The organism is Kosakonia sp. PSU_27 (assembly GCF_039409795.1).
GTDB lineage: Bacteria > Pseudomonadota > Gammaproteobacteria > Enterobacterales > Enterobacteriaceae > Kosakonia.
Map to the genome: position 1 here is coordinate 272,171 of NZ_JBCIVK010000007.1, position 24,391 is coordinate 296,561.

Annotated in this window: 23 protein-coding genes; 8 read left to right on the top strand and 15 right to left on the bottom strand. The window is 54.4% G+C overall.

Going from position 1 to position 24,391, the window contains the following annotated elements; translation table 11 throughout:
• Window positions 1-146 precede the first annotated feature (146 nt).
• Entirely contained in the window at window positions 147-770 is a 624-nt protein-coding gene (gene ycaC, locus AAIG26_RS19145) for an isochorismate family cysteine hydrolase YcaC (RefSeq protein ID WP_343181241.1), read from the top strand.
• Between the two features lie 75 nt (window positions 771-845).
• Here the strand turns inward: ycaC and traF are convergent, their stop codons facing one another.
• Entirely contained in the window at window positions 846-2,162 is a 1,317-nt protein-coding gene (traF, locus tag AAIG26_RS19150) for a conjugal transfer protein TraF (RefSeq protein ID WP_020456116.1), read from the bottom strand.
• A 284-nt stretch (window positions 2,163-2,446) separates the two neighbouring features.
• On the opposite strand from traF, the gene zur reads away from it, so the two are divergent.
• Window positions 2,447-2,962, top strand: a complete 516-nt coding sequence (gene zur / locus AAIG26_RS19155; protein WP_020456115.1) for a zinc uptake transcriptional repressor Zur — start codon at window positions 2,447-2,449, stop codon at window positions 2,960-2,962.
• A gap of 285 nt (window positions 2,963-3,247) precedes the next feature.
• Here zur and AAIG26_RS19160 read toward each other — a convergent pair whose 3' ends face one another.
• The 4 genes from AAIG26_RS19160 to AAIG26_RS19175 all read right to left on the bottom strand — a co-directional run bounded on the left by AAIG26_RS19160 (window position 3,248) and on the right by AAIG26_RS19175 (window position 6,145).
• Complete coding sequence (locus tag AAIG26_RS19160; RefSeq protein ID WP_007372427.1) at window positions 3,248-3,457, bottom strand: CsbD family protein; 210 nt, start codon at window positions 3,455-3,457, stop codon at window positions 3,248-3,250.
• 177 nt (window positions 3,458-3,634) lie between these two features.
• Complete coding sequence (dinF, locus tag AAIG26_RS19165; protein WP_343181242.1) at window positions 3,635-4,969, bottom strand: MATE family efflux transporter DinF; 1,335 nt, start codon at window positions 4,967-4,969, stop codon at window positions 3,635-3,637.
• An 81-nt stretch (window positions 4,970-5,050) separates the two neighbouring features.
• Window positions 5,051-5,668 (bottom strand): transcriptional repressor LexA, encoded by a 618-nt coding sequence (lexA, locus tag AAIG26_RS19170; protein ID WP_017459437.1) that lies wholly within the window; start codon window positions 5,666-5,668, stop codon window positions 5,051-5,053.
• Between the two features lie 108 nt (window positions 5,669-5,776).
• A complete protein-coding gene (locus AAIG26_RS19175; RefSeq protein WP_343181243.1) occupies window positions 5,777-6,145 on the bottom strand; it encodes a diacylglycerol kinase in 369 nt (122 codons plus the stop codon).
• Window positions 6,146-6,275: 130 nt separating this feature from the next.
• Between AAIG26_RS19175 and plsB the strand changes: the two genes are divergently transcribed.
• The gene (gene plsB / locus AAIG26_RS19180; RefSeq protein WP_020456112.1) at window positions 6,276-8,699 is read left to right on the top strand and encodes a glycerol-3-phosphate 1-O-acyltransferase PlsB; all 2,424 of its coding nucleotides are present in this window, start codon (window positions 6,276-6,278) and stop codon (window positions 8,697-8,699) included.
• A 40-nt stretch (window positions 8,700-8,739) separates the two neighbouring features.
• Here the strand turns inward: plsB and ubiA are convergent, their stop codons facing one another.
• The 5 genes from ubiA to malK all read right to left on the bottom strand — a co-directional run bounded on the left by ubiA (window position 8,740) and on the right by malK (window position 13,969).
• Window positions 8,740-9,615, bottom strand: a complete 876-nt coding sequence (gene ubiA, locus AAIG26_RS19185; protein ID WP_343181244.1) for a 4-hydroxybenzoate octaprenyltransferase — start codon at window positions 9,613-9,615, stop codon at window positions 8,740-8,742.
• A 12-nt stretch (window positions 9,616-9,627) separates the two neighbouring features.
• Entirely contained in the window at window positions 9,628-10,125 is a 498-nt protein-coding gene (gene ubiC / locus AAIG26_RS19190) for a chorismate lyase (RefSeq protein ID WP_017459433.1), read from the bottom strand.
• 180 nt (window positions 10,126-10,305) lie between these two features.
• Window positions 10,306-11,250: a maltose operon protein MalM gene (malM, locus tag AAIG26_RS19195; RefSeq protein WP_343181245.1), complete on the bottom strand. Its 945-nt coding sequence runs from the start codon at window positions 11,248-11,250 to the stop codon at window positions 10,306-10,308.
• Window positions 11,251-11,358: 108 nt separating this feature from the next.
• Window positions 11,359-12,684, bottom strand: coding sequence for a maltoporin (locus tag AAIG26_RS19200; RefSeq protein ID WP_343181246.1), 1,326 nt, complete (start codon window positions 12,682-12,684; stop codon window positions 11,359-11,361).
• A gap of 175 nt (window positions 12,685-12,859) precedes the next feature.
• Window positions 12,860-13,969: a maltose/maltodextrin ABC transporter ATP-binding protein MalK gene (gene malK / locus AAIG26_RS19205; protein ID WP_020456108.1), complete on the bottom strand. Its 1,110-nt coding sequence runs from the start codon at window positions 13,967-13,969 to the stop codon at window positions 12,860-12,862.
• Window positions 13,970-14,339: 370 nt separating this feature from the next.
• Between malK and malE the strand changes: the two genes are divergently transcribed.
• From malE to malG, 3 genes are all read left to right on the top strand, one after another.
• The gene (malE, locus tag AAIG26_RS19210; protein ID WP_343181247.1) at window positions 14,340-15,530 is read left to right on the top strand and encodes a maltose/maltodextrin ABC transporter substrate-binding protein MalE; all 1,191 of its coding nucleotides are present in this window, start codon (window positions 14,340-14,342) and stop codon (window positions 15,528-15,530) included.
• A gap of 189 nt (window positions 15,531-15,719) precedes the next feature.
• The gene (malF, locus tag AAIG26_RS19215) at window positions 15,720-17,264 is read left to right on the top strand and encodes a maltose ABC transporter permease MalF (protein ID WP_343181249.1); all 1,545 of its coding nucleotides are present in this window, start codon (window positions 15,720-15,722) and stop codon (window positions 17,262-17,264) included.
• Between the two features lie 14 nt (window positions 17,265-17,278).
• Complete coding sequence (malG, locus tag AAIG26_RS19220) at window positions 17,279-18,169, top strand: maltose ABC transporter permease MalG (protein WP_343181250.1); 891 nt, start codon at window positions 17,279-17,281, stop codon at window positions 18,167-18,169.
• A gap of 335 nt (window positions 18,170-18,504) precedes the next feature.
• Here the strand turns inward: malG and psiE are convergent, their stop codons facing one another.
• The gene (gene psiE / locus AAIG26_RS19225) at window positions 18,505-18,915 is read right to left on the bottom strand and encodes a phosphate-starvation-inducible protein PsiE (protein WP_020456105.1); all 411 of its coding nucleotides are present in this window, start codon (window positions 18,913-18,915) and stop codon (window positions 18,505-18,507) included.
• A 138-nt stretch (window positions 18,916-19,053) separates the two neighbouring features.
• Here psiE and AAIG26_RS19230 point away from each other — a divergent pair, with 138 nt between their 5' ends.
• Window positions 19,054-19,563 carry a GNAT family N-acetyltransferase gene (locus tag AAIG26_RS19230; protein WP_343181251.1) on the top strand — a complete coding sequence of 170 codons (510 nt, stop codon included), beginning with the start codon at window positions 19,054-19,056 and terminating at the stop codon, window positions 19,561-19,563.
• Between the two features lie 9 nt (window positions 19,564-19,572).
• Window positions 19,573-20,034: an acyltransferase gene (locus AAIG26_RS19235; RefSeq protein WP_020456103.1), complete on the top strand. Its 462-nt coding sequence runs from the start codon at window positions 19,573-19,575 to the stop codon at window positions 20,032-20,034.
• 347 nt (window positions 20,035-20,381) lie between these two features.
• On the opposite strand, the gene AAIG26_RS19240 is transcribed toward AAIG26_RS19235, so the two are convergent.
• The 4 genes from AAIG26_RS19240 to yjbE form a co-directional block, all read right to left on the bottom strand.
• Window positions 20,382-22,478 (bottom strand): YjbH domain-containing protein, encoded by a 2,097-nt coding sequence (locus tag AAIG26_RS19240; RefSeq protein ID WP_343181253.1) that lies wholly within the window; start codon window positions 22,476-22,478, stop codon window positions 20,382-20,384.
• Window positions 22,479-22,480: 2 nt separating this feature from the next.
• A complete protein-coding gene (locus AAIG26_RS19245; protein ID WP_045511708.1) occupies window positions 22,481-23,218 on the bottom strand; it encodes a capsule biosynthesis GfcC D2 domain-containing protein in 738 nt (245 codons plus the stop codon).
• On the bottom strand, window positions 23,218-23,853 hold the full coding sequence (locus AAIG26_RS19250) for a YjbF family lipoprotein (RefSeq protein ID WP_097406545.1): 636 nt from the start codon (window positions 23,851-23,853) through the stop codon (window positions 23,218-23,220). Before AAIG26_RS19250 ends, AAIG26_RS19245 begins: the two co-directional genes overlap by 1 nt.
• Window positions 23,854-23,917: 64 nt before the next feature.
• The gene (gene yjbE, locus AAIG26_RS19255; RefSeq protein ID WP_007372406.1) at window positions 23,918-24,160 is read right to left on the bottom strand and encodes an exopolysaccharide production protein YjbE; all 243 of its coding nucleotides are present in this window, start codon (window positions 24,158-24,160) and stop codon (window positions 23,918-23,920) included.
• Window positions 24,161-24,391: the final 231 nt, after the last annotated feature.

A 24,391-nucleotide genomic window follows, 5' to 3' on the forward strand; every position in this document is an offset into this window, starting at 1 on the left:
CATGGTCAGCATCTGTTATGGATATATGCCCGGGGTAGCCTTGTACAAAACGGAACCACTACCTAACATTTTTGGTAGGCATAGGAAATGTTCATTAATAGCGAAAGCTATTTATAACCGTAACAGGTCAAAGGGAGTTAAGGAAAATGACTAAACCGTATGTACGTCTTGATAAAAACAATGCCGCTGTGTTGCTCGTCGATCATCAAACGGGCTTGCTATCACTGGTCCGGGATCTCGATCCGGATAAATTCAAAAACAACGTGCTGGCGCTGGCCGACCTCGCTACATATTTTAAGCTACCCACCATTCTGACAACCAGCTTCGAAACTGGCCCGAATGGCCCTCTCATGCCGGAACTGCAAACACAATTGCCCGCGGCGCCCTACATTGCTCGTCCTGGTAATATCAACGCCTGGGATAACGAAGATTTTGTGAAAGCAGTGAAAGCAACGGGTAAGAAACAGTTGATTATTGCGGGAATCGTGACCGAAGTTTGCGTGGCATTTCCGGCGTTATCTGCCCTGGAAGAGGGCTTCGAGGTGTTTGTCGTCACCGATGCGTCAGGTACATTTAATGAAATTACCCGTCATTCAGCATGGAACCGTATGTCGCAGGCCGGGGCGCAGTTGATGACCTGGTTTGGTGTTGCCTGCGAGTTGCACCGCGACTGGCGTAACGATATTGAAGGGTTGGGCAATCTTTTCTGTACTCATATTCCTGATTACGGCAATTTGATGACCAGCTATGCCAGGATGAGCAACATTTAATTCCACTTCCTGGCTTAATCATCTGATTTATAAGTCATAAAAAACCGGAGGCATCAAGCCTCCGGCCAGAACATCTTAGAATGTGACGCTTAACTGTGCGCCTGCGCCCCAGGTTTCATCTTCACCAACCAGCCCCATCAAATCGACATGGACACGGTTAAACGGTGCAAAACCGACACCGCCTGTGAAGACGTTTTTATCATCACCTTTCACATCCGCACGGTAACCGGCCCGCACCGCCAGCCAGCTAAGCGGGCGAACTTCCGCACCAACGCCCACGTACTGGGAGTTTTTCTCGCTCTTAAAGCCTTTGGTTTCGGTTAAATCCCCGTCGGCGCTTAATGTCACCAGCTCATTATGCCAGGCCGCGCCAGCCGTCACTACCGGGCTAATCTGGTAGGTGTCTTTGTAATTGGTGACCACACCGGTTCTACCATTGCGAATTCGAATATTCTGTGTATCGATATCGCGCGAGATAAGGTTGGTGCCGGTTAAGCCCACAGTGATGTTTTCACTAAGATCTGCCGCAGCACCGACATCGATGTTAAAGCCTGTGTCATCGGTACGATAACGGCTGTCTCTCAGGTCGCTGCTCTTATAGTCATAAATAGACGCGGTGTAGTTGTAGACCCACGTTTTTTGCAGTTTCGGCGTCACGCCAAGGGATAACGGCACGCCAGCAACTTCAAACTGGCGCGCCATGGCAATACCAAAGTCAGAGACGATTGCCGCACGACCGGCAGCGGTAGAGTTAAGGTTTTTGGTGATCTCTTCGCTACCGTTTGGCGAGACAACCGCCCGCAGCGCTTCGCTCAAAGCAATGCCGTCGTTGTTCTGAATGCCGCGCAGGTAATCAATATCTTGTTGATCGATATTCGAGCTGACACGGGCGTGGGCGTAGGCTTTGGTAACAAAGGCCAGCGAAAGCACATCATTGGGAATACTAACGGCAAGCCCGGCAGCGGCTTTGGCCTGCGCGGTTTTGCCTTTCAGGAACACCAGTTCGTCAGCCAGATCTTTCGCCGCCCCCTGGAACTGATTTAATGTACCAATCGGGTTAGCAATGATCTGTGCGGCGGTCAGGTTATCGACCACATCCTTGTAACCATCAATTTTGTCATTGATGTTATCGATTTCATCGCGAAGGTTATCTTTGTCGGTAATTTGCGCCTGCACGCTCGGCAGGATAATCGTGACGTCATCTTCCGGTTTGGCTTTCGCCAGCAGCGCCGGGTTGATGAGTGCCCCACTACCATAATTTGCCGATGCAACACCGGTTCCTCCCATTGCATCGTTACGTGCTTCTGCCCAGGTATTGGCTGCTCCTGCCTGATTTGCTGCAAAGAAGGAGACAGCGATAGCGACCACTGAAAGTTTACGTTTTTTATTCACAATATGTGTCTCGTAGCCAGATGAGTTTTTTTAAGCCTGTTTATTTTAAAAGAAACAGGAATTCACTATTGCTGCGAACAACGACCAAAAAAGAAGCTAAATCATGTGAACGTACAGGATATATATGAACGTTATAGTTATTGAGGAAACTCTCAATATTTATAGAAGAGGAAATTCGTTTCGGGAAGGAAAGTGAGAAAAGGAGTTTACGGGCGGCGATCTCGGCGTTTTGGGCAGGACATGGTAAAGTGTGGGTTTCTGTTCCCACCAACCCGAGGGCGCCAATGGATAAGACCACTTCGCAAGAGATGTTAGTGCAGGCTGAAAAGCTGTGCGCGCAGCGCAATGTGCGCCTGACTCCCCAGCGCCTTGAAGTATTGCGGTTACTGAGCCTGCAACAAGGGGCGATCAGCGCGTATGATTTGCTCGACCTGCTGCGCGAGAGCGAACCGCAAGCAAAACCGCCGACAGTTTATCGCGCGCTTGATTTCCTGCTGGAGCAAGGCTTTGTCCACAAGGTTGAGTCCACCAACAGTTACGTGCTGTGCCACCTTTTTGATCAGCCGACGCATACTTCTGCGATGTTTATTTGCGACCGCTGCGGTTCGGTGAAAGAAGAGCAGGCCGAAGGCGTGGAAGATATTATGCATGCGCTGGCGGCGAAGATGGGTTTTGCCCTGCGTCATAATGTGATTGAAGCCCATGGCCTGTGTGCCGCCTGCGTGGAAGTGGAAGCCTGCCGCCATCACGATCACTGCCACCATGACCATAGCGTCCCGCTAAAGAAAAAACCGCGATAATTGTTTCCCGTCTTTTATCAGCTCTTTATTACCTGCAACACAACCCGCCAGGTTTCGCATTTTAATGGCGGCGAGCAAGCGCATGCTGCGGGAGCCGTGGATCGGGCGAACTGTTGGTAAAACGAGGCAGACAGAGGGATGCGATAAGAGCACAAAATCAGGAAGTTTGTGCGCAAAACAATGTAGTTAGAGTTAATAAATATGGAATCTGGAGGGGTGGTACATCCTTGTACCTTCGGGCAGGGTAGCCTTTAGAGGGTTAACACATTTGAGGGGATGTGCTGGCTACCAACGGTAATCATTACGCGTTTCCCAGTCCGTCACTTCTTTTTCCGCCTGATCTTTTGCGTAACCGTAACGTTCCTGGATTTTACCCACCAACTGATCACGTTTACCTTCAATGATAGTCATATCATCGTCGGTGAGTTTGCCCCATTTCTCTTTCACTGTGCCTTTAAACTGTTTCCAGTTACCGCCGACTTCGTCTTTATTCATCATGGACTCCTTATCGTTCGGTTAAAATGACGTTCTCACCGTGCTGAACGTACTGATTATTGTAGTCAGGGATTCGGCATTATGAATTTTATTCGGAATCTTTAACCATCTAACAAGATAAAAGCAGCGTAAACGAGACGAGAAAATCGGAGCACTACCTTAGAAAATAAAGCGCTATCAGGAAGGATCGCTGGCAGCAAACCAACTGTTGTTACGCCAGTGACGACGCCATATTAGCGCCAGCGTCAGCCCACGCAGAGCAAGGAATACAGCAAGTGACAGCCACAAACCGTGATTGCCCAAAACAGGCACGGTGAGTAGCGTAGCGGCAAACCCCGCCGCCGCCACTGCCATACTGTTACGCATTTCGGCCGCGCGCGTGGCACCGACAAACATACCGTCCAGCAGATAACACCACACCCCCACTAACGGTAAGATAACCTGCCAAATCAGATAATGTCCGGCAAGCTGTTGCAGCGCGGGTAACGATGTTAACAGCCCGATAATTTGCTGACCCGCCACTGCATACACAACGGCAAAGAACAGCGCCACCAGACCGGCCTGCCGGCAGGCAGCCCGCCAGATATGCATCAATTGACTGCCGTCTCTGGCACCGTAAGCCTGCCCGGAGTGCGCCTCAACCGCATACGCGAAACCATCCAGCGCATAGGCGGTAAAGGTTAAAAACATCATCAGCACCGCATTTGCCGCCACCGTCTCATCCCCGAGCCGGGCACCAAACACCGTTATCGAACCAAAGCAGAGTTGCAGCAGCAGCGAACGCAACATGATATCGCGGTTCAGCGCCAGCAAACGCCGTACGCCGCCGCGCCATGCATTTTTCAGCGTCAGCAATGAAATGCCGCGCATTACGAGTACGTGTCGCACCATCCATAAACCAATAGCGAAGGTGGCGTATTCTGCAATGACCGTGGCAAGTGCCGCACCTTGCACATTCATATGCAGCCCCATGACCAGCCACACATCGAGCACGATGTTGAGCAGATTCCCCACCACCAGCAATATCACCGGTGCACGCGCATACTGCACGCCGAGCAACCAACCGAGCAACACCAGATTGCCCAGCGAAGCGGGCGCACTCAACCAGCGAATATCCAGAAACCGTCGCGCCTGTTCCAGCACCGCCTCGCTACCGCCAGTGATATGCAGCGCCAGGTCGATAAGCGGCGTGCGCAGCAGGGTAATCAACACACCGGCCCCAAGCGCCAGCAGCAAAGGCTGGACTAACGCACGTGCCAGCGCGGACGCATTTTTCGCGCCGAACGCCTGAGCTGTCAGGCCGGTGGTGCTCATGCGCAAAAAGAGCAGCAGCATAAAGAGAAAACTGGTCGCCGTTGCGCCAATCGCCACACCACCCAGGTAAACCGGGCTGTCCAGATGCCCCACTACCGCCGTATCCACCAGCCCCAGTAATGGGACAGTGATATTCGAGAAGATCATCGGCAGCGCAAGCCGCCAGAGCGCTTTGTCAGATGCGGTTAGCAGTGGCATGGTTTGAATGTGAAATTTAATGAGGCAAAAGAGGAGATCGCTGCGGAACCTGAACCCGCCCCGCAGCAAAGCGAATGTGCGTTACAACCACGCGCCATTACGAATAACACCGACCGCCAGCCCTTCGATGGTGAAGTTTTGATCGCGCAGATCGACAACGATCGGGGAAAACTCGCTGTTTTCCGGCAACAGTTCGACGGTGTTACCCTGCTTTTTCAAACGCTTGACGGTCACTTCGTCTTCAATGCGCGCTACAACGACCTGGCCGTTACGCACATCCTGCGTTTTATGCACCGCCAGCAGATCGCCATCCATAATGCCAATATCACGCATCGACATACCGCTAACGCGCAGCAGGAAATCCGCATGAGGTTTAAAGAGACTCGGATCGACCTGGTAATGGCCTTCGATATGCTGCTGAGCCAGCAGCGGCTCACCCGCAGCGACGCGACCAATCAGCGGTAAACCGATATCGTCCTCTTCTTCTTCAAGCAGCAGACGAAGGCCGCGTGATGCGCCAGATACGATTTCGATAACCCCTTTGCGCGCCAGCGCTTTGAGGTGTTCTTCCGCCGCATTTGGGGAACGGAACCCCAATTGCTGTGCGATTTCCGCACGCGTTGGTGGCATACCGGTTTGAGTGATGCGATCGCGAATAAGATCGAACACCTCTTGCTGCCTGGCCGTTAATGCTTTCATCCCGCCCCCTGGGTGTATATACAGTTATGCTGTGAGTATATACAGCTAAAGGCGATTTTGGAACCAAATTTAAGCAAAAAACCAGGGCGTTATCGAATTCTGGAAGCGTTATCGAAAATGTGACCACAGTAATGCGATCCAGGTAAACAGCGCCAGCAGGATGGACATCAGCACCGCCGCCGACCCCATATCCTTCGCCCGCCCGGAAAGTTCATGGAATTCCGAACCAATTCGATCTACCACGGCTTCGATGGCACTGTTCAGAATTTCGACAATCATTACCAGCGTCACAGAACCAATCAGCAGTACGCGCGTCATTGTGTCAATATCGAGCCAGCTAGCGATTATAATTGCCAGGATAACCGCAACGGACTCCTGACGAAATGCCGCTTCATTAATCCAGGCAGCGCGAACGCCTTTCCAGGAGTATCCAGCGGCTTTAATGATCCGGGTGAAACCGGTGGTATTATTAGCCATTTAAAAGAACCTTTTTATTAAATTGGCGTCAATGTCTCAGCAAGCGCGCAGCGGTACAACAGAAATTATGTGCGCTTTCTGATATTCTTGCGGCGCAATGGCACTATTAACCAGAGGCTTTACATCCTTTATGTCCGGCTGGCCACGAATTTACTACAAATTACTGAATTTACCATTAAGCGTGCTGGTAAAAAGTAAATCGATTCCCGCAGAACCTGCACAGGAACTGGGTCTCGATACATCACGCCCCATCATGTACGTGCTGCCTTATAACTCAAAGGCAGATTTACTGACTTTACGCGCGCAGTGTCTGGCGCATGAGTTGCCCGACCCGCTGGAACCGCTGGAAATCGACGGCGCGTTGCTGCCGCGTTTCGTGTTTATCCACGGTGGGCCGCGCGTGTTCACTTATTACGCGCCAAAAGAAGAGTCGATCAAGCTGTTCCACGACTACCTGGATTTACACCGCAGCCATCCCGATTTGGATGTGCAAATGGTGCCGGTATCGGTGATGTTTGGCCGTTCGCCCGGACGTGAAAAAGGCGAAATTAATCCGCCGCTGCGCATGCTGAACGGCATCCAGAAATTCTTTGCTGTTTCCTGGCTTGGCCGCGACAGCTTTGTGCGTTTTTCACCGCCAGTTTCGCTGCGCCGTATGGCGACGGAGCACGGCACCGATAAAATTATCGCGCAAAAACTGGCGCGCGTGGCGCGTATGCACTTTGCCCGCCAGCGTCTGGCCGCAGTAGGCCCACGTCTGCCGGCGCGTCAGGATTTGTTTAACAAATTGCTCTCTTCCAAAGCGATTGCCCGCGCGGTCGAAGATGAAGCGCGCAGCAAAAAAATCTCCCATGATAAAGCGCAGCAAAACGCCATCGCGCTGATGGAAGAGATCGCCGCGAACTTCTCCTACGAGATGATCCGCCTGACCGACCGCATTCTGGGTTTTACCTGGAACCGTCTCTATCAGGGCATCAATGTGCATAATGCAGAGCGCGTACGCCAGCTGGCGCACGACGGTCACGAAATTGTCTATGTGCCCTGCCATCGTAGCCATATGGACTACCTGCTGCTCTCCTATGTGCTCTATCACCAGGGGCTGGTGCCGCCGCATATCGCTGCCGGTATCAACCTGAATTTCTGGCCCGCCGGGCCGATTTTCCGCCGCCTGGGCGCTTTCTTCATTCGCCGCACCTTTAAAGGCAACAAGCTCTATTCCACCGTGTTCCGCGAATATCTGGGTGAGCTGTTCAGCCGCGGTTATTCGGTAGAGTACTTCGTTGAGGGCGGGCGTTCGCGCACCGGGCGTTTGCTGGATCCGAAAACCGGTACGCTGTCGATGACCATTCAGGCGATGCTGCGCGGCGGTACGCGCCCCATCACGCTGGTGCCGATTTACATCGGGTATGAACACGTGATGGAAGTGGGCACTTACGCCAAAGAGCTGCGTGGCGCGACAAAAGAGAAAGAGAGCCTGTTGCAGATGCTGCGTGGTTTAAGCAAGCTGCGTAACCTCGGTCAGGGCTATGTGAACTTCGGCGAACCCATTCCGCTGATGAACTACCTGAACCACCATGTTCCGGAGTGGCGCGAAGCCATCGATCCCATTGAATCCATCCGTCCGGCGTGGTTAACACCAACGGTGAACACCATTGCCGCTGATCTGATGGTGCGCATCAACAACGCCGGTGCGGCTAACGCCATGAACCTGTGCTGTACGGCGCTGCTGGCTTCCCGCCAGCGTTCGCTGACCCGCGAGCAACTGACCGAGCAGTTAAGCTGCTATCTTGAGCTGATGCGCAACGTGCCTTATTCGCCGGATTCGACCACGCCGTCGGCCAGCGCCAGCGAGCTTATCGACCACGCGCTGCAGATGAACAAGTTCGAAGTCGAGAAAGACACCATCGGCGATATCATCATTCTGCCGCGTGAGCAGGCGGTGTTGATGACGTACTACCGCAACAACATTGCGCATATGCTGATGCTGCCGTCGCTGCTGGCGGCGATTGTCACCCAGCACCGCGCTATCTCCCGTAGCGAGATCCTGCGCCACGTCGAGTTACTTTACCCGATGCTGAAAGCCGAGCTGTTCCTGCGCTGGGAAAAAGCGGAGCTGGCGCAAGTGCTGGAGAACCTGACGCAGGAGCTGCTGCGCCAGGGCTTGTTGACGGTGAAAGACGATCGTCTGAGCATCAATCCGGCGCACTCCCGCACCTTGCAACTGCTGGCGGCAGGCGCGCGAGAAACCTTACAGCGTTATGCCATCACTTTCTGGCTGCTGAGCGCCAACCCGGCGATGAACCGCAGTACGCTGGAAAAAGAGAGCCGTACGCTGGCGCAGCGCCTGTCGGTGCTGCACGGTATCAACGCACCGGAGTTCTTCGATAAAGCGGTGTTCAGTACGCTGGTGCTGACGCTACGCGATGAAGGTTATATCAGCGATACCGGCGATGCGGATCCGGCGCGTACCTTAAACGTGTACCAGATGCTGGCGGACTTGATAACGTCGGATGTGCGTCTGACGATTGAGAGCGCGACGCAAGCGGAAGCGTGAGGGTAAATGTTCCCCTCTCTTGCCGGAGAGGGGAAAAAACTCAAGGCAAATGCAGGTAACTTAACGCCAGCCCTAAAAACAGCACCAGCCCCACAAAGTTATTGTTCATAAACGCTTTAAAACAGGCATCACGGTCACGCCCGGCAATCAACTTTTGCTGATAAACAAACAGCGCACCGGCGATCAGCACCGTCACGTAGTAGGTCGAGCCCAGCCCATTCAGCCAGCCAATCGACGCCATCAGCACCAGCACTGCCACCTGCAAAATGCCGATAATCAGCTTGTCGAAACGACCAAACAGAATTGCCGTCGACTTGATGCCAATCTTCACATCATCGTCACGGTCAACCATCGCATACTGCGTGTCATACGCGACCGCCCACAGGATATTGGCGAGAAACATAATCCAGCAGCTCAGCGGTACAGATTCACTCACGGCTGCAAACGCCATCGGAATCGACCAGCCGAAAGCCGCCCCAAGCACCACCTGCGGCAGATGCGTATAGCGCTTCATAAACGGGTAAACCCACGCCAGCGCCAGCGCCGCGACGGAGAGCAAAATGGTCATGACATTTAGCGTCAGCACCAGCGCGAAGGCCAGCAGCACCAGCACCACAAACAGCACGCGCGCTTCATTTTCCGTTACCGCGCCGCTTGGCAACGGGCGATTTGCCGTGCGTTTAACATGACCGTCGAATTTACGATCCGCATAGTCATTGACGACACAACCGGCAGCGCGCATCAGCCAGACGCCCGCGACAAAAACCAGCAAAATCCACAGCGGCGGCACGCCCGGCGTCGCCACCCACAGCGCCCACAGCGTTGGCCACAGCAGCAACAAAGCGCCAATTGGTTTGTCCGTACGCATAAGCCTGTGAAAGGCCAACAGCTTATTCTGCGTGAGACTCCACTCCATTTTCTTTTCCTCTTAGTACAGCGGCGATGCAGGCAAAAACAGTTCGGTCAGCATCAGCGGTTTCCCGCCCAGACGCAGACGGGAACGGCGTCCCCAGAGCTGCTCATGACGACCAATTTCAATAAAGTCACGCGTAAGCGTAGATGAGGTAAAGAGATATCGCCCAAGCGGCGTTTTACCCAGGGTTTGCAGCGCCAGTTCCGGACCGCTCAGCGTAGATTCCGGCACCACGGTGCGTCCGGCGAGCCAGGGTTCCCCGTCGGCGCAGAGAATAATTTCCCGCAACCAGTAACGATCCTCCTTCGGCAGACTGTCGCGTTCTTCGGCGATCTCATCCACCGTCACAAAGCCTTCCCGAATCAGCGTAACGCTGACCGTCTTGCCTTGTTGCTCAAAACGTTTGGTCATTGAATCTTCCAGCAACAGCCACTCGAGCAGTTGCGGTTCAAGCGCGGGAATTGCGTCTACGTAGCGCAGCGCTCGCAGTTGCGTAAGCGCAGGGTGTGACATGCCTTACTCTCCGGTACATAACGTAGCGTTATTGTATCGCAGAACCGGCGCACGGGGCGGGGAAACTTCATTCAGTTTTCATCAGCGCAACAGATGCGCAACAGCGCGCATCTGCGCCGGAAAAAAAGGTGCGTCAGGCGACGCACCAGTTGCTGCAAATATCAGCATTGTGGGGAGAGATTACCCCTTGCCTTTTACACTGCTGATAAAAGTGGCACGGGCGGATTTCGACCCGAGGCGTTCTGCTTCATTCAATAATTTCAGCGCCTTATCAATATCACCTTTGGCAGCGGCTTGTTTGATGGCCTGGTTAAAGTAGCTCTCTGTATCGTTGAGCATCGGCTCGCTTTTCGCCACTGGCGCAGGAGCCGCAGCGGGCGCGGCGGCAGGAGCCGGTTGCGTGTTGTAAGCCGGTGCAGCGGTATTGCCCACGGTAACGGAAGCCGGGCCAGAAGAGCCAAACAGCGGGCCGACTAATATGCTGGAAGAGGAGGAGGTGCTGGCTTTCAGCGCCAGTGAACCTGCCACGCCATGGCGGGCAATCGGATCGGGAATATCCGGTACGGCGTTACCGTTACCTTTAGCATAGGCTTTAGCCGGATCTACCATCTGCGTGGTTTTTTGCAGATCTTTTTGCGTGGTAAATACCAGCAGATAAAGTTTCTGCTGACCCAACGCCGGGGTCAGTTTCATCGTACCTTCTAAACGGTTATCAGACATCACGCCCGGCTCCTGGTACGCAAAGAAGCTGGACGGGAAAAATGCTGCAGGTGTGAAGTTCTGATCAAGTACCAGCACGTTTGGCGCATAAACGCTCTCGTTGTTCACTTTGCTGGTCAATGTAATGTTCAATTCGCCAATATTCGCCGGAACGCTATAGGCCATTACCGGGCCAGTAATATCACCGGCATTCAGCGTCTGTCCGGCAGCAGCGATATCGCTGGTCAGCGTTTGCGAAGGTGACACTGGCGTCCAGTGCAGTTGTTGCAACGTTGAAGCAGGGATAGACGGTGCTGCAGAGACATCCTGCGGCACGATATTTATAGCAGCCAAGCTCACAGCGGGAGCCGCAGCCAGCAGCCCTGCGGATAAGCAGAGTGCGACGAGACTTTTTTTCATTTTCATTATGATCACCTTGATTGCGCGGTGAGCGTTGGCCAGGCAATAGCGCGCGTCACCTAAGATTGAGGGGCTTGCGCCCCTCATTTGGTCATTACAGCGGGTGTTTAAGCATTACCACCAGATTTCCATCTGGGCGCCGAAGGTCCACTCGTCGTCATTGCCACGGCTATTGGTGCCAAAGCCAAACGGTGTAGTCGCGCCATTGCTCGCAGCCAGGGAAGAGGTGTTGCCATCGGCGTCCGTTTTCACGTAACCCCATTTCTCATCCCACTTGGCGTAGGTAGCGAAAACGCGGATTGCCGGACGAGACCAGATGCTGTCGCCCGCCTGCCACTGTTGCGCCAGGGTGATTTTGTACTGACTGTTGCGATCGCCCGTTTGCTGTGATTTGACGTTGTCGTAGCCCACTTCCATCAACGTGCTCATGATCGGCGTCCATTTGTACATCGGACGTACGCCCACGGTGTACCAGGTGTTGCCGCGTTTGTTATCGCGATCGGTATCCTGGTACATACCGACATACATCAGGTCCCACTTCTCAGCGAGGTTGATTGCACCATGATCGAGTACGCGGATCAGGTGACCATCGTTATCCACAGCGCCGCCGCGAGCCTGGCCTTTACCCTGCGAGATCATTGCGTCGGTGGCGTACTGCACCACGAACTTGTTGTAGCCCTTCATCATGCTCTGGGTATGTTCAGCGGTGAACATCCAGCCATCTTTCGATGCGCCTGGCTCCAGGTAATAGTCGTCAGGAATGTTGGTGTGACCGTAGTCAACGCCCAGTTCCAGCACACCATTCGGGTTGGTAGCCAACTGTGCTAAACGCACATCGAAGACATCGTTTGGCACTTTGTTGTTATACGTGCGCAGGCCGGTGTTTGGATCGCGATCGCCAAAGGCAGAAGAACCACCCAGCTCAGAAGAACGCGTTGCGGCGAGAGAGAGTTTACCGATACCAACGTCGATATTTTCAAGACCTGCACCCGGGCCGGAGATATCCCAGTAGTAGAAGTCGATCATGTGGACGTCGTGGCGCTGATAGAAACGCTTACCGGCCCAGATGTTGGCGCCTGGCAGGGAGTCGATCAGGTTTTTACCCACTACGTTAAATTCGCGAACCGCTGGTACGTTGTCGTTTTCCCAGTCGTTCAGCTGTGCGGTTTTATAGGCAATGTTGGAGTCGAAATAGAAGCTTTTATCCGCTTCTTTCCAGACTTCCTGACCTAATTTAATTTCCGCATAGGTTTCGCATTCGTTACCGAGACGGTATTTGGCATCCGCACCGGTGGCCTGGAAGCATTGCTGCTCGCCGCCGCTGCCGGTCCAGCCAATCCCCGAACGGGCGTAACCTTTGAAATCAACAGCACCCGCCTGTGCAGACAGTATGCCTGCCGCGATGGCGAGAGCCAGTGGAAGTTTGCGCAGAGTAATCATCGTTCTATCTCCTGAGCTTGCTTTTCTTTTTTTTACACATCCCCCTTCGCGCTATCTCTTTATTGGCTGCCGTCATGAATCCCGGCCTGGTACGGTTGTACGTTGCCGGAGAGTCATCACGTTGCCGCCTCGACATAATGCGAATGGCTTTGTGTAAACGCTTTGTGGGGTACGCTTAAACGCCCGGTTCTTTATGTAACCGGCGGCAGGCGGTGCCATCTTCACGGAACAGATGGCAACGCTCCGGCGGTAAGCCGATGGCGAATGTGGCACCCTCTTCTACCAGCACCACGTCGTTCTGGCGGTAGACCAGGTTCTGACGTATTGCAGGGATCTGGATATGAATTTGTGTTTCGTGGCCAAGCTGTTCGACGACCTGAACTTCGCCCTCCAGCGTGACATCGGCGATGTCGCTGGGCAGCAGATGCTCCGGGCGGATGCCCAAAGACATATTTGCGCCGACCTGCACATTGGCGCTGTCCACCGGCAGCCACACGCGCTGGCGGTTAGGCAGCTCAACCTGAACCTGTTCAATGGCGGTAGAGGTCACTTTTACCGGCAGGAAATTCATCTTCGGCGAGCCGATAAAACCGGCGACAAAACGGTCTGCCGGGTAGTGATACAGCTCCAGCGGTTTACCCACTTGCGCCACGCGCCCGGCATCGAGCACCACGATTTTGTCGGCCAGCGTCATCGCTTCCACCTGATCGTGGGTGACGTAAATCATCGTGCGGCCAAGACGTTTGTGCAGACGGGAGATTTCAATACGCATCTGCACACGCAGGGCGGCATCAAGGTTGGAGAGAGGTTCATCAAGCAAGAAGACGCTGGGTTCAGCCACCAGCGTACGACCGATCGCCACACGCTGACGCTGACCGCCAGAAAGCGCTTTCGGTTTGCGATCCAGTAAATGCGCCAGTTGCAGCACTTCCGCTACTTGCGTGACGCGCGATTTGATCATCTCTTTTTTCGCGCCCGCTAACTTCAGGCCGAAAGACATATTTTCCGCAACTGACAAATGCGGATAGAGCGCGTAGGACTGAAACACCATGCCAACGCCGCGTTCTGCGGGAGGAACCTCATTCATGCGGGTATCGCCAATCAGCAAATCCCCGCTGGTAATGGTTTCCAGCCCGGCAATCATGCGCAGCAGCGTCGATTTACCACAGCCTGACGGACCGACAAACACCACGAATTCTCCTTCGTGGATGTCGAGACTGATGTCTTTCGACACCACCACATCGCCCCAGGCTTTCGTTACATTACGCAGCTGTACGCTCGCCATGCCCTTCTCCCTTCGTTACAACCTGTCACCAACAGAAACATTCAACGTGGGCTGACTATGGAGCATCGATTCAGCGGGCGAATCCTCCACCCCCCTGGTTTTTTGTGGGGGAGGAGGCGGGAGGATGAGAACAATGTCTCTGCCCCCTGGACAGGCGGGCTGCGGGCATTTTCGTGATGGGCTCTGCAAAAATCGGCGCTTTTTTATGTGCGCTAACACACATAATGCAAATCTCTGTAACAGAGATCACACAAATCGCCCCAGGGGCGTAGGGTTAAGGAGGATGAGAAGCGCTTGTCAAAAAAGGAGACTAATCCCGTCGAACTACCTTGAGCGTATCCACGAGCACATCACCTAAAGGACGGGATATATGAAAATCAAAACAGGCGCACGCATCCTCGCTTTGTCCGCAGTGGCGACGATGATGTTTTCCGCCTCTGCCCTCGCCAAAATCGAAGAAGGTAAGCTGGTCATTTGGATCAACGGCGACAAAGGCTATAACGGCCTTGCCGAAGTGGGTAAGAAATTTGAGAAAGACACCGGCATTAAAGTCACCGTAGAACACCCGGATAAACTGGAAGAGAAATTCCCGCAGGTTGCTGCAACCGGCGACGGCCCGGACATTATTTTCTGGGCACACGACCGCTTTGGTGGCTATGCGCAATCCGGTCTGCTGGCAGAAGTCACCCCGGATAAAGCCTTCCAGGACAAGCTGTACCCCTTCACCTGGGACGCGGTGCGTTACAACGGTAAGCTGATTGCCTACCCGATTGCTGTCGAATCCTTATCGCTGATTTACAACAAAGACCTCGTGCCAAACCCGCCGAAAACCTGGGAAGAGATCCCGGCGCTGGATAAACAGCTGAAAGCGAAAGGTAAGAACGCGTTGATGTTCAACCTGCAAGAACCGTACTTCACCTGGCCGCTGATTGCTGCCGATGGCGGTTACGCCTTCAAGTTTGAAAACGGCAAATACGACGTGAAAGATGTCGGCGTCGACAACGCAGGCGCGAAAGCGGGTCTTAGCTTCCTCGTGAAGCTGATTAAAGACAAACACATGAATGCCGACACGGATTACTCGATTGCAGAAGCGGCGTTTAACAAAGGTGAAACCGCGATGACCATCAATGGTCCGTGGGCGTGGGCCAACATTGATAAGAGCAAAGTCAACTACGGCGTCGCGCTGCTGCCAACCTTTAAAGGTAAGCCTTCTAAACCGTTCGTTGGCGTGCTGAGCGCAGGCATCAACGCCGCCAGCCCGAACAAAGAGCTGGCGAAAGAGTTCCTCGAAAACTATCTGCTGACCGATCAAGGCCTGGCAGACGTTAACAAGGACAAACCGCTGGGTGCGGTCGCGCTGAAATCCTATCAGGATCAGTTAGCGAAAGACCAACGCATCGCCGCGACCATGGATAACGCGAAAACCGGTGAAATTATGCCGAACATCCCGCAAATGGCCGCCTTCTGGTACGCCACACGCACCGCGGTTATCAACGCCGTTAGCGATCGCCAGACCGTCGACGCCGCGCTGAAAGACGCCCAGGGTCGTATTACCAAGTAAAAATGTGAATGCCTTATCCCCGCACGGGGATAAGGCGAATTGGACATGTTGTATACGCGGCATCCTTCACGCGCATCATGGCGGCAACGTTGAGTATCCCGGCGCGCTTACAAAAGTAAGCTACCAGCGTGCGCAACCGCAGCCAACAACGCGGCAGCGTGAAGGGTGTTGAGTAGAGAGGAAATCCCCATGGATGTAAGAAGAAAACGCCACTGGTGGCAAAGCCCGCAACTCGCATGGGCGGCCATCACCGTTGTTGGCCTGTTGGTGGCTTACCTTGTCGTTATGATGTATGCCCAGGGGGAATACCTTTTCGCCATTACCACGCTCGTCCTCAGCTCGGCGGGCCTCTATATTTTCGCCAACCGTAAAGCTTATGCCTGGCGCTATGTTTACCCCGGCGTGGCAGGTATGGGGCTGTTTGTCCTGTTCCCGCTGGTTTGTACCATCGCCATCGCGTTTACCAACTACAGCAGCACTAACCAGCTCACTCAGGAGCGCGCGCAGCAGGTGCTGCTCGATCGTTCCTACCAGGCAGGCAAAGCGTATAACTTTGGGCTCTACCCGGCGGGAGATGCGTGGCAACTGGCACTGACCGACGGCGACAGCGGTAAAAACTACGTTTCCGATGCGTTCAAACCCGGCGGTGAGCAGCAACTGACGTTAAAAGAGGCTGACGCCCTGCCCGCTGGCGAGCGCGCCAACCTGCGCATCATCACGCAAAATCGCCAGGCGCTGAACCAGCTGACCGCCCTCCTGCCGGATGGCAGCAAAGTGGCGATGAGTTCGCTGCGCCAGTTCTCCGGTACGCGACCGCTGTATCAGCTTGAACAGGATGGCACGCTGCTCAACAACCAGAGCGGCGCGAAATACCGCCCGAACAATGAAATCGGCTACTTCCAGGTGATTAACGCCGATGGCAGTTGGGGCAGAGAAAAGCTCAGCCCCGGCTATACCGTGACCATCGGCTGGGATAACTTCACGCGCGTCTTTACCGATGAAGGCATTCAAAAACCGTTTATTGAGATCTTTATCTGGACGGTGGTGTTCTCGGTGCTGACCGTGGTTCTGACCGTTGCCGTGGGCATGGTGCTGGCCTGCGTCGTGCAGTGGGAATCCCTGAAAGGCAAAGCGATTTATCGCGTGTTGTTAATTCTGCCGTATGCCGTACCGTCGTTTATCTCCATTTTGATCTTCAAAGGGCTGTTTAACCAAAGCTTTGGCGAGATCAACATGATGCTGAGCGCGCTGTTTGGCATTAAACCGGCCTGGTTTAGCGATCCCACCACCGCACGTTCAATGATCGTGATCGTCAACACCTGGCTCGGTTATCCGTACATGATGATCCTGTGCATGGGGCTGTTGAAAGCGATCCCTGACGATCTGTATGAAGCCTCAGCCATGGACGGTGCCGGACCGCTGCAAAACTTTTTCCGCATCACCTTCCCGCTGCTGATCAAGCCGCTGACGCCGCTGATGATCGCCAGCTTCGCGTTTAACTTTAACAACTTCGTGCTGATCCAACTGCTGACCAACGGCGGGCCGGATCGCATCGGCACCACCACGCCAGCCGGTTATACCGACTTGCTGGTGAGCTACACCTATCGCATCGCCTTTGAAGGCGGCGGTGGTCAGGACTTTGGGCTCGCTGCCGCTATTGCCACGCTGATTTTCCTGCTGGTAGGTGCGTTGGCTATCGTCAACCTGAAAGCTACGCGCATGAAATTCGATTAAGGAGGACGAAAATTATGGCTATGGTGCAGGCGAAATCGCAAAAGCTACGGCTGTTTATCACCCATTTGTTATTGCTGGTGTTTATTGCCGCGATTATGTTCCCGCTGCTGATGGTGGTCGCCATTTCGCTGCGTGAAGGTAACTTCGCCACCGGCAGTTTAATTCCGGAAAATATCTCGTGGGAGCACTGGCGCCTCGCGCTGGGCTTTAGCGTCGAACACGCCGATGGCCGCGTCACGCCGCCGCCGTTCCCGGTGCTGCTGTGGCTGTGGAACTCGGTAAAAATCGCCATGATCACCGCGATTGGCATTGTGGCGCTCTCCACCACTTCTGCGTACGCCTTTGCCCGCATGCACTTTCGCGGCAAAGCGACATTGCTGAAAGGGATGCTGATTTTCCAGATGTTCCCGGCGGTGCTGTCGCTGGTGGCGCTGTACGCGTTGTTTGACCGGCTCGGCCAGTACGTGCCGTTTATCGGCCTGAATACCCATGGCGGGGTGATCTTCGCTTATATGGGCGGGATCGCGCTGCATGTTTGGACGATCAAAGGTTATTTCGAAACGATCGACGGTTCGCTGGAAGAAGCCGCCTCGCTGGATGGCGCAACACCGTGGCAGGCGTTCCGCCTGGTGCTGCTGCCGCTGTCGGTACCGATCCTGGCGGTGGTGTTTATTCTGTCGTTTATCGCCGCCATTACCGAAGTACCGGTTGCCTCGCTGCTGCTGCGCGATGTTAACAGCTACACGCTGGCGGTCGGGATGCAGCAATATCTCAACCCGCAAAACTATCTGTGGGGCGATTTTGCCGCGGCGGCGGTGCTGTCCGCTATCCCAATTACGGTTGTCTTCCTGCTTGCGCAGCGCTGGCTGGTTAACGGCCTGACCGCAGGCGGTGTGAAAGGTTAATTTTCATTGTTGTTATTGCGCCTTAAATAGTTCGGGTTAGAGCAAGGCGGCGACTGCATGAATCCCCGGCAGCTGACTGAAGTCAGTGACCGGGGTGAGTAAAGGAAGCCAACGCAGCTATCACCCGAAAGATGACCGGCGTTGCCACTGCACCCTCAACTTGTATCACCCGAAACTCTAAATAATTCAGGTTGCAGGAAGGCGGCAAGTGAGCGAATCCCCAGGAGCTTACATCAGTAAGTCACTGGGGTGAACGAACGCAGCCAACGCCCCTGCAGACTGAAGAATGACGAGTAACTTGTGAAGTCATTGGCGATCCCCGGATCGCCCTTTTTTTATTCACGCCTCAGCCGCTTCGAGTTACACAACCACAGCGTGATCACCAGCAACAGGATCGCCGCCGAGTAGATCAACACATCCATTGGCGACTGGTGATCGACGATGATCAACCGCACAATCGCGGTAATACCAATGTAGATAAAATAGCGCAGCGGGAAGTGAAACCCGGACTGAAAGTACTTCACAATCAGGGCGATAAATTCGAAATAGAGAAAATAAACCACCAGCCCTTCTACCAGCTCATATTTGCTGGTTTGCACCGGCGCGAACAGCACATCCGCCAGATGCAGTGTCTCTTTGCCCAGAAAGACAATCAAAATCAGACCGAGGCTGAGCAAACCAAGATTCAGCACGGTCTGCAATATGGTCGAAATAAATTCAACGCGTGGACGAGTTAGCGATGTCATAGCGGCACCTCATTACTGGTGAACAACGCTTTGTATATCGCAAAAATGTGATCTGGATCTACATTATTTGCTTATATTTTGTGACACCACGTGATGACATGTTGCACAGACATGTCCACGCAGGAGACGAAAAAGAGCATGCTTACCGTACGTAAAGCTGAAATCGCGGACGCCGCGTTACTGAGTGAAATGGGCTACGCCAGTTATCGCCATCATTTTGCCCCTCTGTGGCGCGAACCGGCCGAGCTGGAGGCATTTCTCCGCCAGGAGTATTCCCCGGCAGTAATCGAGCAGAGCCTGCAAAGCGAAGCGGGCAGCTGGTTTATCGCGCAGAATGCGGCGCCTGTCGGTTTCGCTAAAGTCTCCTGGCATCACGCGGTCGACGAGCACGGCCCGGCGGGTACGCTGCTGCACAAACTCTATCTTCTTCCGGGCGAAACGCGTAAAGGCTACGGCGAGCAACTGCTGGCAGAAATAGAACGCCTGGCGCAACAGCGTGGTGAGCGGTTTATCTGGCTGGAAGTGCTGGACGCCAACCCGAACGCGCGGCGCTTTTACCTCCGGCTGGGATTCACGCATCTCAAAGACACACTATTCAGTACCGCCTCGCAGCAAAGTACGCTGCATATTCTGGGCAAACCGCTTTAAGGAGGGAGGATGGCAAGCGCCGCTTTGCGCCAAACCGCCGTACGCAATGTGACCTGCGGCGAAAACGTGGTGATTTATGAACCCGCGAATTTATACGACTGCACGCTGGCGGACGATGTGTTTGTCGGCCCGTTTGTCGAAATCCAGGGGCATACCCAGATCGGTAAAGGTTCGAAGATCCAGTCGCACAGCTTTATTTGCGAATATGTCACCATTGGTGAGCGCTGCTTTATCGGTCACGGCGTGATGTTTGCCAACGATATGTTTCGCGACGGCAAACCGGACCCCGACAGCAACAACTGGGGGCGCATCGTGATTGGTAATGACGTGTCGATTGGCAGCGGAGCGACGATTCTGGCAGTGACTATTGCCGATGGCTGTGTGATAGGCGCGGGCAGCGTGGTGACCAAATCGATCAGCGAGAAAGGGGTGTATGCGGGAAATCCGGCGCGGCTGTTGCGCCGGTTATAAATGCACCTTTCCCTCCCCGGATGGGGAGAGAAATGTGCCGGGCGATGAAGGAAGGCAGACCTTACGGCCATTCTCTCCCCATCCTGGGAGAGAAACAGGGTTGAAGATGGAGAAAGACAGACCTTGCGGCCATTCTCTCCCCACACGGGGAGAGAAACAGGGTTGAAGATGGGGAAAGACAGGCCTTGCGGCCATTCTCTCCCCACACGGGGAGAGAAACAGGGTTGAAGATGGGGAAAGACAGGCCTTGCGGCCACTCTCTCCCCATACGGGGAGAGAAATAGGGTTGAAGATGGGGAAAGACAGACCTTGCGGCCACTCTCTCCCCGGACGGGGAGAGAGAAGGCTTACTGGAAGTTGACCGTCTTATCGTTGGTCATGTTGTAAAGCTCAAACTTACGGCCCAGCATCTGACCACCGTCACGCGTCAACGGCGTCCAGCCAACGCCAGCGCGGCTGCGGGTCGGACCGGTGCTAAACAGATCCAGCGGAACCGAAATGTAGACCCCTTTGGTGAAGTCCCCTTCCCCGTACTGCGCGGCTGAAACGTTGGTTTTGGTGGCATACGCGCCCACCACAATCCCGCTGTCGAAGTGCTTCGACACATCCAGCGTGACGCCTTTATCGCCCGCCAGATATTGACCGACGCTGGCTTTCACCAGCACATTTTCGGCGAACCACGGCGTCCAGTAAGCAGTGAAGTGGCCGGTTTTGACGCTGTAATCGGTGAATTTCATCATGTCCTGCGCACTGCGCCAGTCACGCTGTTTCACGTAGTTGCCGTCAATACCAAACGCCCAGTGACTATCAACCGGACGCCACAACAGTTCGGCACCGGCACCGCCGTACATGGTTTCCAGATACCCAGCATACACCTGGCCATAGAAATTATTGCCCAGGTACTGGAAGTAGTTCGCCTGCATGTTGTTGACGTAAATATCGTTCTGCACATATTCACGCACGCGGGTACGTACACGCGGCAGGGCGGAGTCTCTCGGCGGGTTGGTGTAGTTAAACTTGTCGTAGTTATTGGTCAGGTTGCCAAACAGACTACCGGTGGTCAGCAGGTGATCCGTGAGCCACCAGTCGGCAGTGGCCATCACGCCAAGCTGGTACATGTAGAAAGCTTCCGGCCCGCCGAATGACTGGTTAAGCACCGGATCGATGTGGAAATCGAACGAGGATTTATCGATATACCAGCCCTGCTCCGGTTTATCCGGCACGATAGGCGTTTCGCGTTTTTGCACCAGTTCCGTATCCTGCCCCAGCGGTTCGCCTTCAAGATGGCGCTTCAGGCTGGCAACATCCGTTTCGGTGGTGACAACCGGCATATTGAGGCGGTTTTCCGTCACGCGAATAGTGCGAATGCCATCCGGCAGATCATTCATGATGATGCGATTCGCGCGCTCAACCCCTTCCTGGGTATTGCGGTATTTCACCTGCTCGCCGGTGACATACAGCGTGTCACCTTTCACCTGAATTTGCGGATCGGTAAGCCCGGCGTTGTATTTCAGTAAGGTCAGCTGATTCGCCACCACCGAATGCTGGAGGATCGCATCTTGCGGCTGTGGCTGATATTTTGGCCGCGCGTTGTCGATATACGATGGGCGCAGATCGCTGAAGTTGTTACGCAGGGTAAAGCCGAACATCCAGGTATTCCCGCGCTCATAGCTCAGGTTGATGTCCGCCCAGTCGGTAACGCGGTAAATCGCGCCGACGTTGACCTTGCTGCGCTGCGGCAGTTTACCGGCGAAGTCCTGCTGGTAGTTGTTCCCTTCATACTCCAGTTTCAGGCGCAGCGGGTTCCACGGCGTCTGGTACTCCACCCCGCCAAATAGCGCGGTCGGACCACGGAACATCTGGCTGGTATCCGTGGAGCCAGCGGCTTTGTAACGGGTGTCGCGCGTACAATATTTCTCGTCGTAGGAGCAGAGCGGGTTTTTGATATTACCGCTGGTGCCAAGGTAGCCCCAACCGATACCCAGCGAGAAATCGAACGGCCCCCAGGCTTTGTTCGCCACCAGATATTCGCCGTCGAACAGCCCGGTACCGCCAATATCGCGCGCGCCCACGGAAACTTCCGGCAGCCAGTAGCCTTCTTGCCACAGGCGCAGTTTTAAATCGAAGGCTTTATCTTTGTAGGACTGATTGCCCGAGAAGGCTTCTACCGAACTGTATTTCCGCGTCCGCACATCGGTGTAGCGCAGCGTTGTTTCCAGCCACGGGAAGAGCTGCACCGAACCGGAGTAGTAACGGTACTGATTGTTATCGCGGTAGTTAAAGCTCAGTTCACCCTCGCGCGACATCCGCGCGGTGGGCGTTTGCAGCAGGCCGACGCCGCCGAAGTCCGACTGCGATGGGCCAATCGGTTCCGGGTACGATTCTGCGTGACAGGCGGCGCTAATCCCCAGCGCCAACAGGCTAATGACAAACGATTTTTTCATTATTATTCCGGTATCCGATGCGTCAGGGACTGAAGAATGTCGGCATTCAGCTCGTCATACTCGTTGCTCCACAAACCCGGTGCGAAACCGACAAAAATCACGCTGCCGGGCATCGGCTCCACGTGGCGTCGGTTCCAGTAGCCAACCGGTACCTTTTGCGTTTTGCCGTTGGGGTAAATCACCCAGGCATAGCTGCGTTCCGCGCCGCTCAGCAGGCTCATCTCATCCAGATAGCTCACCACATCGCGTCCCGGCGTGAACACTTTTTTGCCCGGGCTGCTGATAAGCCCAACCACGGTGATAGTGGTCGGCTGCGAGCCAACCCATAAGGTGTACTGCCCTTCTAATGGCCGGTTGGCGAGGCGGTGGGTACGCAGGTAATCTGGATCCAGCTCAACGATTTGTCGACCGGTGACCTTCATCGCCTGCAGCTGCTGACGCAGCGCGTTGATCGCTGCGGCGCTGTTGCCGCTCTCATCGGCGGCAAGTGCGCTAAGCCGCGCAAGAAGCGCCTGATGGCGAGCCTGTTCGGCAATCGTCGCCTGCCGTTCGCTGACCACAGCACCAGGCCACCAGCTATTCGCCAGACGAGGCTGCCCGACCAGATCCACCAGGTGTGCGGCGTTGGTTAAGGTTTTCGGCTTGCTATCGCCCTCGGTATAGACATCAACAGTGCCGACAGCGAACGCCAGCGGGGAAGCGAGGCTGGCTAACAGCGGAAGAAGAGCGCGTTTTTTCATTATTTCGCCGCCTTAATCAGGGTGGTTTTCACCGGGAACCAGTCCGCGCCAAGGTACTGCTCGGATTGCCGGATAACCCCTTGTTCATCCACCCAATAGCGGTTGCGCCAGCGTTTCTGGTCGGTCGTCACCTCTTCATCAAGGATGCGTACTGCGGTGACGTCGCTCGCCAGCTTCACCGTGTCGGTGCCATTCCAGCGGAAGACAGAACGGGCGGTGGCGTAGCGCACCTGCTTGTTTTCCGTCCAGCCCATTAAGCGCGTCCAGCTCGCGCCATCGACAATCTGGTTCGGTTTCGCCAGCGGATCTGCCGCCAGGTTATTAACATCCAGCAGGTTGTCGCCAGGCAGATGCGTTTTCACGATGCGATAGTTTTGCGTGACGATGGTGGACTGATCCTGCGTCACCCATTTCTGCTGCCCGTTTTCGGCGAAAGCGAGCACCACAAACAGTTGTGGGCCGTTGTTGAGCTGCATGTACTGGCTGGCATACGGCATATTGAGGATTTCTTCATCCGTGAGCTGCACGCCCGGCATACCAAATACGCTATTCCAGAGTGAATTCCCGAGGCCTTTGATGGGGCCTGAACATGCCTGAAGGAGCAGGCAAATCAAGATGATACCAGGTCGCTTCACGACTCTTCTCCGAAAGGGGCGGAATAACCACACCGAAGTGTGGTTATAGTTAATGTACCCGCTATTACTGGGTACTTGTGGTCGTGGTGGTCGTGGTTCCCGTGTTGGAGCCATCACCGCCACCGGTTGCCGCCAGCGCGACACCCACCGCAGACCCTACGGTGCTAACGCTCGTTGCTGCGGAGCTACCCGCAGAAACAGAGGTCGCTGCCGACCCTGCCGCTTCACCGATTTGCACCGGTGCTGCAAAAGCAGAAGTCGCCGCAAGCGCGGATATGGCAAAAATGCCATACAGGACTTTTTTCATATCAATTTCCCTTCATTGAATGAATGGAGATTTACCTGAAAGAATTCAGGCGATATCGAGTATACACAACTACAGCAGAGGGTTTACGCATCGGGAAATAGCGGGGAACGTTTTCGGAAAATTGGTATCAGGCATTTAAAAAGAGAAGACAAAAATCAAAAATCGCATATATTTCAATCAATTAAATAATGACAAAATATTGACACAATAAGGCTAGTCCTAAAATTTATA

Coding starts and splice junctions, on each gene's coding strand:
- malE (WP_343181247.1), top strand. CDS start 14,340: ATGAAAATCAAAACAGGCGCACGCATCCTCGCTTTGTCCGCAGTGGCG.
- dinF (WP_343181242.1), bottom strand. CDS start 4,969: ATGCCACTGCTAACCGCATCTGACAAAGCGCTCTGGCGGCTTGCGCTG.
- malG (WP_343181250.1), top strand. CDS start 17,279: ATGGCTATGGTGCAGGCGAAATCGCAAAAGCTACGGCTGTTTATCACC.
- ubiC (WP_017459433.1), bottom strand. CDS start 10,125: ATGTCACACCCTGCGCTTACGCAACTGCGAGCGCTGCGCTACGTAGAC.
- psiE (WP_020456105.1), bottom strand. CDS start 18,915: ATGACATCGCTAACTCGTCCACGCGTTGAATTTATTTCGACCATATTG.
- malF (WP_343181249.1), top strand. CDS start 15,720: ATGGATGTAAGAAGAAAACGCCACTGGTGGCAAAGCCCGCAACTCGCA.
- AAIG26_RS19200 (WP_343181246.1), bottom strand. CDS start 12,684: ATGATTACTCTGCGCAAACTTCCACTGGCTCTCGCCATCGCGGCAGGC.
- ycaC (WP_343181241.1), top strand. CDS start 147: ATGACTAAACCGTATGTACGTCTTGATAAAAACAATGCCGCTGTGTTG.
- yjbE (WP_007372406.1), bottom strand. CDS start 24,160: ATGAAAAAAGTCCTGTATGGCATTTTTGCCATATCCGCGCTTGCGGCG.
- AAIG26_RS19245 (WP_045511708.1), bottom strand. CDS start 23,218: ATGAAAAAACGCGCTCTTCTTCCGCTGTTAGCCAGCCTCGCTTCCCCG.
- lexA (WP_017459437.1), bottom strand. CDS start 5,668: ATGAAAGCATTAACGGCCAGGCAGCAAGAGGTGTTCGATCTTATTCGC.
- AAIG26_RS19160 (WP_007372427.1), bottom strand. CDS start 3,457: ATGAATAAAGACGAAGTCGGCGGTAACTGGAAACAGTTTAAAGGCACA.
- AAIG26_RS19230 (WP_343181251.1), top strand. CDS start 19,054: ATGCTTACCGTACGTAAAGCTGAAATCGCGGACGCCGCGTTACTGAGT.
- ubiA (WP_343181244.1), bottom strand. CDS start 9,615: ATGGAGTGGAGTCTCACGCAGAATAAGCTGTTGGCCTTTCACAGGCTT.
- malM (WP_343181245.1), bottom strand. CDS start 11,250: ATGAAAATGAAAAAAAGTCTCGTCGCACTCTGCTTATCCGCAGGGCTG.
- plsB (WP_020456112.1), top strand. CDS start 6,276: ATGTCCGGCTGGCCACGAATTTACTACAAATTACTGAATTTACCATTA.
- AAIG26_RS19235 (WP_020456103.1), top strand. CDS start 19,573: ATGGCAAGCGCCGCTTTGCGCCAAACCGCCGTACGCAATGTGACCTGC.
- malK (WP_020456108.1), bottom strand. CDS start 13,969: ATGGCGAGCGTACAGCTGCGTAATGTAACGAAAGCCTGGGGCGATGTG.
- AAIG26_RS19175 (WP_343181243.1), bottom strand. CDS start 6,145: ATGGCTAATAATACCACCGGTTTCACCCGGATCATTAAAGCCGCTGGA.
- AAIG26_RS19240 (WP_343181253.1), bottom strand. CDS start 22,478: ATGAAAAAATCGTTTGTCATTAGCCTGTTGGCGCTGGGGATTAGCGCC.
- zur (WP_020456115.1), top strand. CDS start 2,447: ATGGATAAGACCACTTCGCAAGAGATGTTAGTGCAGGCTGAAAAGCTG.